General features: G+C 60.3%; 16 protein-coding genes. 12 read left to right on the top strand and 4 right to left on the bottom strand.

Annotated features, from left to right (window positions below; genetic code table 11):
- Positions 1-24: 24 nt before the first annotated feature.
- The 10 genes from LOY52_RS15895 (at position 25) to LOY52_RS15850 (ending at position 8,624) form a co-directional block, all read left to right on the top strand.
- Complete coding sequence (locus tag LOY52_RS15895) at positions 25-1,101, top strand: AfsA-related hotdog domain-containing protein (protein ID WP_258674964.1); 1,077 nt, start codon at positions 25-27, stop codon at positions 1,099-1,101.
- Positions 1,098-2,279: an NADH:flavin oxidoreductase gene (locus tag LOY52_RS15890; RefSeq protein ID WP_258674963.1), complete on the top strand. Its 1,182-nt coding sequence runs from the start codon at positions 1,098-1,100 to the stop codon at positions 2,277-2,279. Before LOY52_RS15895 ends, LOY52_RS15890 begins: the two co-directional genes overlap by 4 nt.
- Positions 2,276-3,049 carry an SDR family NAD(P)-dependent oxidoreductase gene (locus tag LOY52_RS15885; RefSeq protein WP_003223958.1) on the top strand — a complete coding sequence of 258 codons (774 nt, stop codon included), beginning with the start codon at positions 2,276-2,278 and terminating at the stop codon, positions 3,047-3,049. Before LOY52_RS15890 ends, LOY52_RS15885 begins: the two co-directional genes overlap by 4 nt.
- The gene (locus tag LOY52_RS15880) at positions 3,049-3,867 is read left to right on the top strand and encodes an SDR family oxidoreductase (RefSeq protein WP_258674962.1); all 819 of its coding nucleotides are present in this window, start codon (positions 3,049-3,051) and stop codon (positions 3,865-3,867) included. The genes LOY52_RS15885 and LOY52_RS15880 overlap by 1 nt, the downstream gene beginning before the upstream one ends.
- Before the next feature lie 41 nt (positions 3,868-3,908).
- Positions 3,909-4,223 carry a hypothetical protein gene (locus LOY52_RS15875; protein WP_103484689.1) on the top strand — a complete coding sequence of 105 codons (315 nt, stop codon included), beginning with the start codon at positions 3,909-3,911 and terminating at the stop codon, positions 4,221-4,223.
- 18 nt (positions 4,224-4,241) lie between these two features.
- Positions 4,242-5,597 carry a fatty acid--CoA ligase family protein gene (locus LOY52_RS15870; RefSeq protein WP_258674960.1) on the top strand — a complete coding sequence of 452 codons (1,356 nt, stop codon included), beginning with the start codon at positions 4,242-4,244 and terminating at the stop codon, positions 5,595-5,597.
- 36 nt (positions 5,598-5,633) lie between these two features.
- Positions 5,634-5,876 (top strand): acyl carrier protein, encoded by a 243-nt coding sequence (locus LOY52_RS15865; RefSeq protein ID WP_258674957.1) that lies wholly within the window; start codon positions 5,634-5,636, stop codon positions 5,874-5,876.
- Complete coding sequence (locus LOY52_RS15860; protein ID WP_258674955.1) at positions 5,873-6,928, top strand: ketoacyl-ACP synthase III; 1,056 nt, start codon at positions 5,873-5,875, stop codon at positions 6,926-6,928. The genes LOY52_RS15865 and LOY52_RS15860 overlap by 4 nt, the downstream gene beginning before the upstream one ends.
- 97 nt (positions 6,929-7,025) lie before the next feature.
- Complete coding sequence (locus tag LOY52_RS15855) at positions 7,026-7,649, top strand: hypothetical protein (RefSeq protein ID WP_258674953.1); 624 nt, start codon at positions 7,026-7,028, stop codon at positions 7,647-7,649.
- A gap of 60 nt (positions 7,650-7,709) precedes the next feature.
- On the top strand, positions 7,710-8,624 hold the full coding sequence (locus LOY52_RS15850; protein WP_027613233.1) for a LysR family transcriptional regulator: 915 nt from the start codon (positions 7,710-7,712) through the stop codon (positions 8,622-8,624).
- On the opposite strand, the gene LOY52_RS15845 is transcribed toward LOY52_RS15850, so the two are convergent.
- Positions 8,614-9,381, bottom strand: coding sequence for a substrate-binding domain-containing protein (locus LOY52_RS15845; RefSeq protein ID WP_098968203.1), 768 nt, complete (start codon positions 9,379-9,381; stop codon positions 8,614-8,616). The genes LOY52_RS15850 and LOY52_RS15845 overlap by 11 nt on opposite strands.
- Positions 9,382-9,393: 12 nt before the next feature.
- Positions 9,394-10,686, bottom strand: a complete 1,293-nt coding sequence (locus LOY52_RS15840; protein WP_258674948.1) for an MFS transporter — start codon at positions 10,684-10,686, stop codon at positions 9,394-9,396.
- Positions 10,687-11,110: 424 nt separating this feature from the next.
- Between LOY52_RS15840 and LOY52_RS15835 the strand changes: the two genes are divergently transcribed.
- Together LOY52_RS15835 and LOY52_RS15830 are read left to right on the top strand one after the other, a co-directional pair.
- Complete coding sequence (locus LOY52_RS15835; protein ID WP_027613230.1) at positions 11,111-11,419, top strand: RcnB family protein; 309 nt, start codon at positions 11,111-11,113, stop codon at positions 11,417-11,419.
- A 188-nt stretch (positions 11,420-11,607) separates the two neighbouring features.
- Positions 11,608-11,946 (top strand): FKBP-type peptidyl-prolyl cis-trans isomerase, encoded by a 339-nt coding sequence (locus LOY52_RS15830; RefSeq protein ID WP_258674946.1) that lies wholly within the window; start codon positions 11,608-11,610, stop codon positions 11,944-11,946.
- A 50-nt stretch (positions 11,947-11,996) separates the two neighbouring features.
- Here the strand turns inward: LOY52_RS15830 and LOY52_RS15825 are convergent, their stop codons facing one another.
- Both LOY52_RS15825 and LOY52_RS15820 read right to left on the bottom strand, forming a co-directional pair.
- The gene (locus LOY52_RS15825; RefSeq protein WP_258674945.1) at positions 11,997-12,308 is read right to left on the bottom strand and encodes a helix-turn-helix domain-containing protein; all 312 of its coding nucleotides are present in this window, start codon (positions 12,306-12,308) and stop codon (positions 11,997-11,999) included.
- A gap of 165 nt (positions 12,309-12,473) precedes the next feature.
- Entirely contained in the window at positions 12,474-12,743 is a 270-nt protein-coding gene (locus LOY52_RS15820; protein WP_258674943.1) for a hypothetical protein, read from the bottom strand.
- Positions 12,744-12,786 lie beyond the last annotated feature (43 nt).

Raw genomic sequence — 12,786 nt, 5'->3', positions numbered from 1 at the left:
AACAACTACCGAGACGAGCTGACCATGATGAATAACGACAGCATTTCCCCCGACCTTCTGCACAAGGGTTCGGCTGACGACGTTTTGATCTGTGCACCGAGAGACGCCTTGCCGCTGTATGCGAACGAAGCACTGATCGAGGCCAATGGGCATAACCCGTTGGTGCGCAATTACGTCGCGGGCGCCAATCAGCAGCGGCGCTTCGAGATTGCGCCCGTTCTGCAGAAGAAGAGCCGGATGGACGGCGTCGGTGCCGATGATGAATGGAACCAGGTGCGAGCGCTGCCTTACCAGATCGTCGCCGCGCAACTGGGATCGGCTGAAGCCGGGATCGACAGCCTGGAGTTTGCCGTCGCCGCCCTGTGCGAATCGATCCCGCCGATCCGCCGCGGCAGTTCATTTCGCTTGATCAATAACGCCGACAACTACTTCTTCTATCGCAAGGCGCACGAACATGTGCCGGGGACGATGTTCATTGAAGCGGCGCGTCAGGCGGTCTATCACCATTTGTACCATCACACCGGTCATGCACGCGGCGCCGTCACCGTCAGCGTCAATGAGCTGAACGCGAGCTTCTTCGCCTACGCCGAGCTGATGTACCCAATTGAGCTGGTGGTCGACAACATGACCCCGAGCGATGACACCTCACCGAAGAAAATCCATCTGCGGGTTGCGTTCTATCAGCGCCAAGCCCTGTTCGCCACGGTCGATACCAAGGCCACGGTGATCGATATGCCGCTGTTCGAAAAGACCCGCAATATCTTCATCTACTCCAATGACTGGTTTGCACCGCTGCAGCCGTCGAAGCTGGCCTGCACGGTCAGCGACCAGCAGGGGCGCAAGGCCCAGGTGCAACTGTTGGGTCTGGGCAAGACCGGTTGCGTAACGACCACGGCGGATCTGCCCGACCCGGTCACTCTGCACATCGTCTACGAAGGCAAGCTGAGCTTCACCGCCAGCATCCGTCGTGCCGGACAGGGACAGCATGCGTCGTGGGAGTTTGCCGGGGTGGATTTCAGCGGCCTGCAGGTGATCAGCGACATGATCAAACGCGGCTTTGTTCACCTCGATGAACCGGCGCTGGCGGCGCTGAAGCAATGATCAATGAAAACCCAAGCTTGCAGGCGGCCACCCAGGCGCTGCATTTCGGCGCGCATGCAGTGGCGAAAAACCGTCTGTATTTTTCTTCGCTCGGTATGGATCTGTGTGACGAACACGGCTTCCCGCTGCCGGCGTTTTTTTCGGTTTATCAAGCCTTGATGGACGGCGGCGCCGGCTTCGGTTTTCTCGGCAATGCCAGCGTGGACGCCGATGCGCGGTACAACAGTCGCGGTCTGCGTCTGACTTCGGCAGCCCACGCGCAGGCCCTGCGTCCGCTGTTTGAAGCGGCGCGGGAGCGTGGTTTTCCGCTGGGGGTGCAACTGCAGCATTACGGGCCGCAGTCTTTGCCGTCGAAGCAAGGGATCATTCTGACGCCCAGCGGTATCGCCTCGCCGACGGTGCTCAGCGCCCATCCACAGGCACGGGCAGTGGCGATGTCAGAGGCGCAGATTCAGCGCTGCATCGAGCAGTTCTGCGCTGCCGCCCGTTACGCGCAACAGGCCGGCGCCACGCTGATTCAGTTGCAGGCGTCCAACGGCTATTTGATCAGCAGCTTTCTCTCGCCAAGGACCAATCAACGCGAGGACGACTGGGGCGGTACGCCGCTCAGGCGCGCCAAGCTGCTGCTGGCGATTGTCGAAGGCATTCGCCAGGCCACCGACCACAAAGTGGCCGTCACCGTGCGCCTGGGCATGGACGACGGCCTCGGTGAAGAAGGGCAGCACGCGGCGCTGTTGGGTGACGTCGTCGCGGCGCTGGAAGCCAGCGGGGTCGCAGCGATTACCTGCTCGCTGGGTATCAGCGAGACCTTCCGCTTCTTTTTCAAGAACCCCGATCAAGCCTTGGCCATGTCGCGGGAGGGCTGCCGCTATCTGAAACGCTTCGTGCGCATTCCGCTGGGGTTTACCGGCTCAGTGGCAGACGTGGCGCAAGCCAGCGAAATCATCGCCAGCGGCGATGCCGATTTTGTCGGCTTCGGCCGCGCCATGCTCGCCGACAACCACTTTGTCGCCAAGCAACTGGCGGGGCGAGCGGATCAGGTCAACCGCTGTCGAGGCGATGCCTTTTGTTTTCGCGACAAGAAAGAACCGATGGCCGAGCGCGTCTACTGCTGCGTCAATCCTGACTATCGACGGCCAGAACAACTACAACAGCACTACGAGGAAAACCTGAAATGAACTTCACCGCCAAGATCGCCCTTGTTGTCGGGGGCACACGCGGGATCGGTTTCGATGTCAGCCAGAAACTCATCGAAGCCGGCTGCATCTGCTACATCACCGGACGCAACGAAGACGACGGCCTGACGGCGCAAAGCCGCCTCGGCGACAACTGCACGTTCATCAAAAGTGACGTCACCGACGAAGCTTCGGTCATCGAGCTGTTCCGCATCATCAATGACAAACACGGCCGACTCGATCTGGCGGTGAACAATGCCGGCGTCACCTCAAGACATGCACCGATCCGCGACATGGATTTCCCTGACTGGAAACGTGTGCTGGAGATCAACCTGCTGGGCCCGCTGCTGTTGCTCAAGCACGAGACCAATCTGATCTCGAAGCATGCGGGTGGCTCTATCGTGAACGTCTCGTCCTGCGCCGGTCTGCTGGGGGTGGCCAGGCAAAGCGCCTATTCCACCAGCAAGGCTGCACTGAACATGCTGACCCAGGTTTGCGCGATTGAATGCGCTGAAGAGGCTTTGCCTGAGCGGCATTCGATTCGCGTCAACGCTGTGTGCCCGGGCCCGACGCTGGGCGGCATGAACTCCGAGGAACGCCTGAAAGCCAATCCGGAATCCACCCGGCACAAGTTGCAGGTCACGGCGATGAAACGCTTCGCCAATCCCGGTGAAATCTCTGCCGCGATCCTGTGGCTGCTCAGTGATGCCTCTTCGTTTGTCACTGGCACCGTAATGCCGGTGGATGGCGGCTTCTCCGCCGGTAAATTCTGATGCACACGGTCAAGCGTAATTCCGGCGCCGGCTCGCGTGAGAAGGGCAAACACCGGGTGTTCATCACCGGTGTGAGCAGCGGTATCGGCGAGGCGCTGGCGCAGCTGCATCTGCAAAACGGCCATACGGTTTTTGGCACCGCACGGCGTCAGCCCTATGCACTGATGGACCATCCGAATTTCCGTTTTCGGCCGTTCGATCTTTCGCGGCCGAGTGAGATGGGCGAGCTGTTCAAGGATAACTTTGCCGAGGTTCTGGAGCACGGCGTCGACCGGTTTTTCCTCAATGCCGGGGTCAGCGGCAACGTGCCGGGACGTGGCGGTGACTTCACCCTGGACGAATTGCAGCATGTGCTCAACGTCAATGTGCTGGCCAACAAAGCCATTCTCGATCTGATGTTGGCTTCGGCACAGCGGCCGGCGGCTTGCGTGCTATCGGCCTCGATGGCCGGCGTGCGCTTTCGCGCGGGTACGCTGCCGTACAGCCTGTCGAAAGCCGCGCTGGCGGCATTGGCCGGCGTCTACGCCGAAGAAAACCCGGAGATCTTTTTTGCCGTACTCGGCCTGTGCAACGTCGACACCGGTTTGTCGCGGCAGGTGAGTTTCAGCCAGCGCACCGCTGACTTCGCCGACCTCAAGTCGCTGCAACAACGCGCCCTGGCGCCCGGTTACATGGTGTCGCCCGCGCAACGTGCAACAGACATCCTGGCGGTGATTGACGCGCCCGAGGCTTACGGGATCAAGAGCGGAATCTTCGTCGACATGCGCACGGCGCTGGCCGATCACCAGAAAGCGCACCCGTCATTGTCCCAGGCGTAGTGAACGCAGGGACCTGCATCAGCCAATAAAGGAATGTTGGAATGTTCAATCAAGTCAAAGCGCTGACCGAGTCAGCCGTGCGGCAACAGGATCTGTTGTTGAGCACCCCGATCGATTTGTCCCGTGGGGAAGACAGCCGTCTCTATGGTGTGGACGGCAGCATCGACTCCCTGACCCTGGTTTCGATCATCGTCGATGTCGAGGAAAAGCTGCGCAGCCAGCTCGGCGTTGACGTGCGTCTGGCCGATACCACCGACCTGCCCGACACCGCCACACCGTTTGCCACGCTGGGCACGCTGATCGCCTACATCATGGATCGGCTGTCGGCGGCGCAAGCACAAGCTCAAGCGGTTTGATCGAACGACGGGGTGTGTATGCAAGTTGAAGAATTTCTGGCGCATCTGAAAAGCGCCGGCAACCAAGCGGCGATTGTCAGCGATGAGGGCCGCTTTACCTATGATCAGTTGCATCAGCAGATAACCGCATATGGCGACGAGCTGGCGGCAAAATCCGTGCGCGATTCGTGTGTGTTGCTGGTCGACAACTACAGCTTCAACAGCGTGTGCATGCTGTTCGCGCTGTGGCAGCACAACAACGTGGTCGCGCTTTCCGTACCCAAGGACGAGGAGCAACTGGCGAATCTGGCGGGCGCTGCGGGGGCACGGTTTTCCGTGATCGGCGGGGCGCCGGAGTTTGCGGTCAACCCTCACGAAAACAGTCGGGTGCCGCCGACCGTTGACGGACTGCTGTCGCGCCGTCAGGCCGGTTTCATCGTGTTTTCCTCAGGCTCGACAGGTCCCGCCAAAGGCGTGGTGCATGCCATTTCGCCGTTCTTCGAGCGCTACCTGAGTGCCGAGCGTTGCGGCGCGATTCTGGCGTTTTTACTGTTCGATCACATCGGCGGTCTGGTCACGGTTCTGCAGGCGCTGGCTACCCACGGCACGTTGATCCTGCCCAAGGAGCGCTCGCCGCAAGAGGTCGGTCGCTGCATCGAATCGTTCAATGTGCAAACCCTGCACGTATCGCCGACGCTGCTCAATCTGGCGACGGTCACCGGCGTGTTCCAGAAGTGGGACACCCGTAGCCTGGAGCGCATCTATTTCGGCTCGGAGCCGAGTTCACCGCAAGCGATCCAGCGCATTGCCAGCCTGCTGCCACAAGTGCAGTTGCAGCAGTTGTACGGGATGTCGGAAATCGGCGTGCTGCCATGTCGCAGCAAGGACGGTGACAGCGCGTGGATGAAGATCGACGACCCGAACTACAGCCTGCGGGTGGTCGACGGCATTTTGCAGGTGCGCGGGGCGACCAACATGCTCGGCTACCTGGCCAGCGCCGGTGACCTGTCGCACGATGGCTACCTGATCACCCACGATCTGGCCGAGGAGCATGACGGCTACTTTCGGGTGACCGGGCGGGCGGTCGATCTGATCAATGTCGGCGGCAAGAAGGTATTTCCGTCGCACGTGGAAAGCGTGCTGATGGGCCTGGAAAACGTCTCCGACGTGGTCGTGTACGCGCAGCCGAATCCGCTGCTCGGGCAGATCGTTGCCGCGCGGTTCACGCTGATCGAGCCGGAGGCACTGGAGGCGTTCAAGGTTCGCTTGTATCAACACGTTCGTGGTGTCTTGGCGCAGGAGCAGCTGCCCAGGGTGATCTCCATTGCCGAGACCCCGCTGTACACCAGCCGTTTCAAGAAAATGCGTCACCCCGGCGTTCTCGCCCAGTCGTGAGACCGGTTTACTCATCACGTTATAAGGAAATGACCAATGGTTGATCTGGTAAAAATACGCGAAAGCATCGCTGAAATCCTGCTCATTGCGCCGGCCGAACTGCGCGGTGAAACCGTGCTGGAAAACAGCGACAACTGGGACTCGATGGCGCGAATCGGCATCGTCGCCATGGTGTTCGAACAAGCCGGCGTGAGCGTGTCGGGCGAAGAGATCGAGCGCGTGGTCACGGTGCAGGATCTGTTCGATCTGATCGACCGGAAAATCAAGGACGCCGCATGAGCCTGCTGACCATTGAAGGCGTCGCCATCCGTGCGGTCACGGCCGCACTGCCTGAGCGTCGTGTGACTGAAGAAGACTTTGCCGAACTGTTCGGCGCCAAGGAAGTTGAGCGCATCGCCAAGAGCACCGGCATCCATTCGATCCGCGAAACCAAAACCCTGCACACCTCCGATCTGATCATCGCCGCGTGCCGCAACCTGCTCGATCAGGGGCATGTTGCGGCAGAGGAAGTCGATGGTTTGATCGTGGTGACCCAAACCCCGGATTCCTGGGTACCGGGTGTCGGTTTCGTGGTGCAGCAGGCGCTCGGCCTGCCACAGCATTGTCTGGTGCTGAACGTGGCCGCTGGCTGCTCCGGCTACATCAGTGCGCTGGTCCAGGCGGGCGCGCTGATCTCCTCCGGCGCCTGCAAGAAGATCCTGCTGTGCACCGGTGATGTCACCACGCGGATCCTCGACGAGCGCGACCGTCACGTGAAAATGCTGTTTGGTGACGCCGCGTCGGCGACCTTGCTGGAAGCAGGTGAAGGCAAATTCGAATTCATCTGCGGCGCCGACGGCAGCGGCGGTACGGCGCTGCAGTCCGACATCGCCTACGCCAGAGAGGACGGCAATCCCGTCTGCGCGACTATCCAGCGCTTGCAGATGGACGGCACGGCGGTGATGAACTTTGCCCTGAACCGGGTACCGCAGACCGTCAAGGCCTTGCTCGATGCCACGGGGTTGAGTCCGGCTACGCTGGACTTGCTGGTGCTGCATCAGGCGAACGCGTTCATGCTCAACTACCTGCGGCGGATGATTGGTGTGGCAGCGGAGAAAATGCCGGTCGACCTCGATGGCGTCGGCAACACCAGCTCCACCTCGATTCCGATCGTATTGTCGCGCCACGCCGCGATGGGTACGCCGCAGGCTGAACACGTTGTGCTGTGCGGTTTCGGCGCCGGGTTGTCGTGGGGTGCGTTGAAGGCGGATCTGCGCCAGACCGTCGCCGTGGCGCCTTGCGATGTGCCGGAAAAAATCGCTCAGGCAGCAAGTGAGCGTTTGCAAGCCTGAATCAAGCATTGCACGGCAGCTTCGCGGCGAAGCCCGCATCCACCCGCAAAGCTGCCGTGCCCGGGTTCAAATCGACTGATCAAACGAGACAGCTGTCATGAGCCGCACCTTCTGCAACGCACTGGGTATCATCGGGCGCAAGGACAATCTGCTATGGGAATATCCTTCGCCGTTTCTGCCGCTGTTCCAGTTTCACGAGCGCCATGAGTCAGGCCCGATTCGTGCGCAACCCGAGGCCATCATCGCCGCAGTTTGCGCGCTGAACATGCGCGATGACCGCGTCGTCGATGTGCTGCTGTCCCTGCGCGAACTGCCGGGGAAAATACTGCGCAAGTTTGGTGACCGAACAGTGCAGCAGGAACCTGCGCCGTTCGGATTTGACGCTTTCACCTTGCTCGAACGCACCCCGACTGAGGTGTCTCTAGGCCTGGCCGGACGCTTCTGGCGCCCTGATCTGAAGACCGCTCACATCGCTGACGCTCATGCATTCAAAGTTCTGGATGACCCACACGTAGCCAAACTGGTGCTGCGTTTTCAGGTCGTCGAACACCCTAAAGGCATGCGTACGCTGCGCACCGAAACCTTCGTGTATTGCGCCACCACGCGCAGCAAAGTGCTGTTTACCCCTTACTGGCTGTTGATTCGTCTGGCCAGCGGCTGGATTCGGCGGCGCAACCTTGCTGCCATTCAGCGGCAATTTTCGACGGAACGGGTTGTGTAAAAAACTGCATCAATTGGTTACATTGATAGCCTCTGCGAATCAGTCTCTCCGAGTCCCGCCATGGCCATCAACTTCGACCTCAACGACCTGCAAGCCTTTCGCGCCGTGGTCGAGCAGGGCAGTTTCCGCAAGGCTGCCGACACCGTGCGCCTGTCACAACCGGCCCTGAGCCGGCGCATCGAAAAACTCGAAGACGCCCTCGGCGTAAAGCTGTTCGAGCGCACCACGCGCAAAGTCAGCCTGACCCAGGCCGGGCGTGGTTTCATGCCCAGCGTCGAGCGTTTGCTGGATGATCTGGACGTGGCGCTGCTGGGCATCAGTGAAGTCGCATCGACCCGACTCGGTCATGTCACCGTGGCTTGCGTACCCTCGGCGGCGTACTACTTCATGCCGCGGGTGGTCGCTCGCTATCACCAGCAGTTTCCGCGGATCAAGGTCAAAGTCCTCGATTCCAGCGCCCACGATGTGCTCAGCGCAGTGGTCAACGGCGAGGCGGATTTCGGTTTGAGTTTTCTCGGCACGCAGGATGCCAAAGTCGATTTCGAACCGCTTGTGCAGGAGTGCTACGTCGTTGCTTGCCGGCGCGATCACCCGTTGGCCGGACGCGGCAGCGTGACCTGGGACGAGTTCTATCAGCAGGATTACATCTCGCTGGACAAGACGTCCGGCAACCGTTTTCTGCTCGATCAGGCCTTGAGCAGCGTGGTGCCACAGCGTCCGAGCATCTGCGAGACGCGGCATGTGACGACCATGATTGGTCTGGTGGAGGCGGGGCTGGGGGTGGCGGCGGTGCCGCTGATGGCGATGCCCGGGCCGGATCATCCGATCCTGACGCGGGTGCCGTTGACCGATCCGCAAGTGATGCGCAGTGTCGGCATCCTCAAGCGCCGGGGTCGCACGTTGACCCCGGCGGCATTGGAACTGGAGCGGCTGGTAGTGGAAATGAAAGTCCAGCCGCCAACGCTTAGCGCTTGACCGAATCCAGCCCGGTGGCTTGCACGTCAGCCTGGGCGGCAGGCGCGGCAAGATAGTCGAGCAGGGCCTTGGCCTCTTTTGGATGCTGTGCGCCGACCGGGATGCCGGCGGCGAAGCGCGTCACCGACTGCACCGACTCCGGAATCTTGCCGACAAACGTCACCCCCGGCACCGGCAGCAATTCGCTGACCTGCTGGAAGCCCAGTTGGTAATCGCCGGTGGCAACCACCGAGCCGACCGGGACTTTCGGGACCATTTTCGCTTTCGGTTTCAGTTGATCCTCGACACCGAGTTTGTTGAACAACTCCTTCTCGATGTACACGCCGCTGGCGCTGTCGGAGTAGGCCACCGATTTTGCGTCGAGCAGGGTTTTCTTCAGGCTTTCGACGCTGCTGATGTCCGGCTTCGGCGCGCCTTCACGCACCACCAGACCGATCCGCGAATCCGCCAGTTCGACCCGCGAGGCCGGATCGACCTTGCCTTGCTTGATCAGGTCATCGAGGGCGTAGCCGACCATGATCACCACGTCGGCGTGCTCACCGCGGGCGAGGCGGTTGGGGATCGCTTCCGGGGCTTTGCCCATCGACGGGCCGAGTTGGGTGTCGAGGGTGTTGCCGGTGGCGGCCGCGAATTTCGGGCCGAGGATTTTGTAGGCGGCGGTGAAGCCGCCCGACGTCATCACGTTCAGCTGTTCAGCATGGGCCAGGGCGCTGAAAGCGAAGAGGGCGATGGCGCTGAGATTGATCAGTTTTTTCAAGGTGATTGCTCCTTATGCGGCAACCGGTTGCAAACGGCCGCCTGCGCGGCGATAGAGGTACAACGTGGCGCACAACGCGCACAGTGCGCCGACGCTCATCCAGTAACCCGGCGCCGCTTTGTCGCCGGTGTACTGGATCAGGAAGGTCGACATCGCCGGGGTGAAACCGCCGAAAAGCGCGGTCGCCAGGCTGTAGGCGAGGGAGAAACCGGCCACCCGCACTTCCACCGGCATGATCTCGGTCAGCGCCGGAATCATCGCGCCGTTGTACATGCCGTAGATGAACGACAGCCACAGCAGCGACAGCAACATGTGACTGAAGCTCGGCGCCTGCACCAGGTACGACAGCGCCGGATAGGTGGTGGCCAGCGCCAGCAGCGCCATGGCGATCAGCACCGGACGCCGGCCGACACGGTCGGACAACATGCCGCCAATCGGCAACCAGAAGAAGTTCGACACGCCGACCAGCAAGGTCACCAGCAATGCATCGGAAGTGCTCAGGTGCAGCACGGTTTTACCGAAGGTCGGCGCGTACACGGTGATCAGGTAGAACGCGGTGGTGGTCAGCGCGACCATCAGCATGCCGCCGAGCACCACGCCCCAGTTCTGGCCAAGCGTGCGGAACACTTCTTTCATGCTCGGGCGGTGTTTGCGTGCGGCGAACTCTTCGGTTTCTGCCAGGTTACGGCGCAGGAAAAAGATGAAAGGCACGATCATGCAACCGACGAAAAACGGAATGCGCCAGCCCCAATCGGCCACTACGCTCGGCGCCATCCACGCGTTCAGCGCATAGCCCAGCGCAGCGGCGACGATGATCGCCACTTGCTGACTGGCGGACTGCCAAGCGGTGAAAAAGCCCTTGCGGCCCGGCGTGGCGATTTCGGACAGGTACACCGAAACACCGCCCAGTTCCGCACCGGCAGAGAAGCCCTGCAACAGCCGTCCGATCAACACCAGCGCTGGCGCAAACAGACCGATGGTCTCGTATCCGGGCACCAGCACAATCAGGATCGTGCCGCTGGCCATGATCGACAGGGTGACGATCAACCCTTTGCGCCGACCGACGTCATCGATGTACGCACCCAGCACGATGGCGCCCAGCGGACGCATCAGAAAGCCTGCGCCGAATACGGCAAAGGTCATCATCAGGGAAGCGAACTCACTGCTCGCCGGGAAGAACACCGCCGCGATCTGCGTGGCGTAGAAGCCGAACAGAAAGAAGTCGAACTGTTCGAGGAAGTTGCCCGAGGTGACCCGGAAAATGGCGCCGGCCCGCGAGCCGCCGTGTGGGATTGAGGCTGTCATAGAAAAATCTCCACCGCTTTTATGACGTGCGCGGCGTGGAAGCGGCGCACGGTTGTTATTGCGGCGGATGGTCGCGCAGCTGTAACAGGATGTTAATTGCATTGTTGGCATGGATTGATGTGCAAAGCGGATCAATGCTCTGAAACACCACTCCTTGTGGGAGCGAGCCTGCTCGCGAAAGCGGTGTGTCAGGTAATGAAGATGCTGCATGTGCCGACGCCATCGCTGGCAAGCCAGCTCCCACAGTTTTTGCGGTGTGCCCACTTTTCCTGCACCACCAAAAAACCTTGTGGAAGCTGGCTTGCCAGCGATGGCGGAGTATCTGTTCAATAAAATCCATCGCCAGCCCAGGCAAAAAACAAGGAATGATTTCCTGACTCAGCAGTCGGAGTACAGGCAAAACCCATCTGAAGGAGGTTCACCGATGAACAGCAAAACCCTAATCGCCAGCCTGGCCCTCGTCGCCGGCATTGCCGGGATCAGCCCACTTGTTCAAGCGGCGCAAACCTCAAGCGAACCCACTGTCCAGTCGCCGACCAGCGACCGTGAATTGAAGGTCAACGACCGCGCTCCAGACATTTATCAGCGCAGCGACAAAGCGTTGAAAAACTGGAAACAGAAAGGCTTGAAAGCGCCGGTCGATCAGGCGCAGTGGGTGCAGATCAATGACAAGTACGTGATGGTCATGATTACCAACGGCACCATTGTCGAGATGCAGCCTGTCGAGCGTTAAGTCCCCGACTCAAAGCCCTGCACATGCACTCGTGCAGGGCTTCCCACCTCAAAATCCTGCTGTGTCTGACCTCTTGCATCGCCAGATCCACAATCCGCGGAGTAACAGCGTTGCTCCTGCGCAATCGGCTTGCCAATCACCGACAATTCTGGGAAAACGGCCGCCAGTTAAGCGATTGAGTGAATGTCATGAATGATGAACTGCAGGTAATCGATCTCCAGGTGGGCGAGGGCAAAGTCGCCGTCAAAGGCGCGCTGATCACCACCCATTACACCGGCTGGCTGGAAGACGGCAGCGAGTTCGATTCTTCTCACAGCCGTGGCAAACCTTTCCAGTGCGTGATTGGCACGGGCCGGGTGATCAAGGGCTGGGACCAGGGGCTGATGGGCATGCAAGTGGGCGGCAAGCGCAAACTGCTGGTGCCGGCGCACTTGGGGTACGGCGAGCGGACGATGGGCAAGATTCCGCCGAATTCGAATCTGGTGTTCGAGATTGAGTTATTGGAGGTTTTGACGCGGGAGGATTGAGGCGGATGTAGTTACGACATCGCCTCTTGGCCTAAGAATCCGAGCTGCCTTCAAGCCCAGTGCAGCGGTGCGGCCTGGGGGAAGCAGATGTCTACTTCCAGTTTCGCTGCGGCCGACAGATTGACCAGCGCATCCAGAGAAAACTTGTCGATTTTCCCGTTGAGCACGTCATTGAGGCGTGGCTGAGTAATCCCCAAGCGCTTGGCGGCATCCTTCTGAGGAAGCTCCCAGGCACGAACCGTCTCGCAAAGCGTGCGCATGAGTTTGGCCCGCAGGCGCATGTTGGACGCGTCCTGCGGCGAGTCTTCCAGTGCGTCCCAGACGCTTGTAAAGCGCCTGGATTCGGGTGGGTGATGTTTCATGATTAGTTTCTCTTCCTTGGCTTTGTTATTAGAAATTCGTTAGCAGAAAGGGCGCCTTCGCGAACAGGCTCACTCCGACAGATGATTGCAGGCTTTTGGAATTCGAGTACACCGCCGATCCAATGCAGGAGCGCGCCTGCTCGCGAAGAACGATGACACGGTTAATCAGGCAACCATCGCAATCTCGCCCAACGTTTCTGCCACCGTCCGTTCCAGTGCAGGAAAACGGCGTTTCACCCGCTGCAGCGCTGGCAGCACAGCCTCCATTTCAAGCCCATCAAGTTTCCCTAGAGCGTTCACGGCCGAGGCCACAATTGTTTCCCGCTCGCTTTCAAACAACACCAGGCATGCGTTCTGCGCCCAGTGCCGATCCCGTTCGTTGAGGCCCATGGCGACTAATGCGGCGACGACGTGGGCATCTGTTTTATTGGTCATGTGAAATTCTCCTATGCGCCGTTTTCCTTGTGGCGAGGGAGCT

This window comes from Pseudomonas sp. B21-051 (assembly GCF_024748795.1).
GTDB lineage: Bacteria > Pseudomonadota > Gammaproteobacteria > Pseudomonadales > Pseudomonadaceae > Aquipseudomonas > Aquipseudomonas putida_A.
This window is presented reverse-complemented; position numbering and strand designations above follow the sequence as displayed.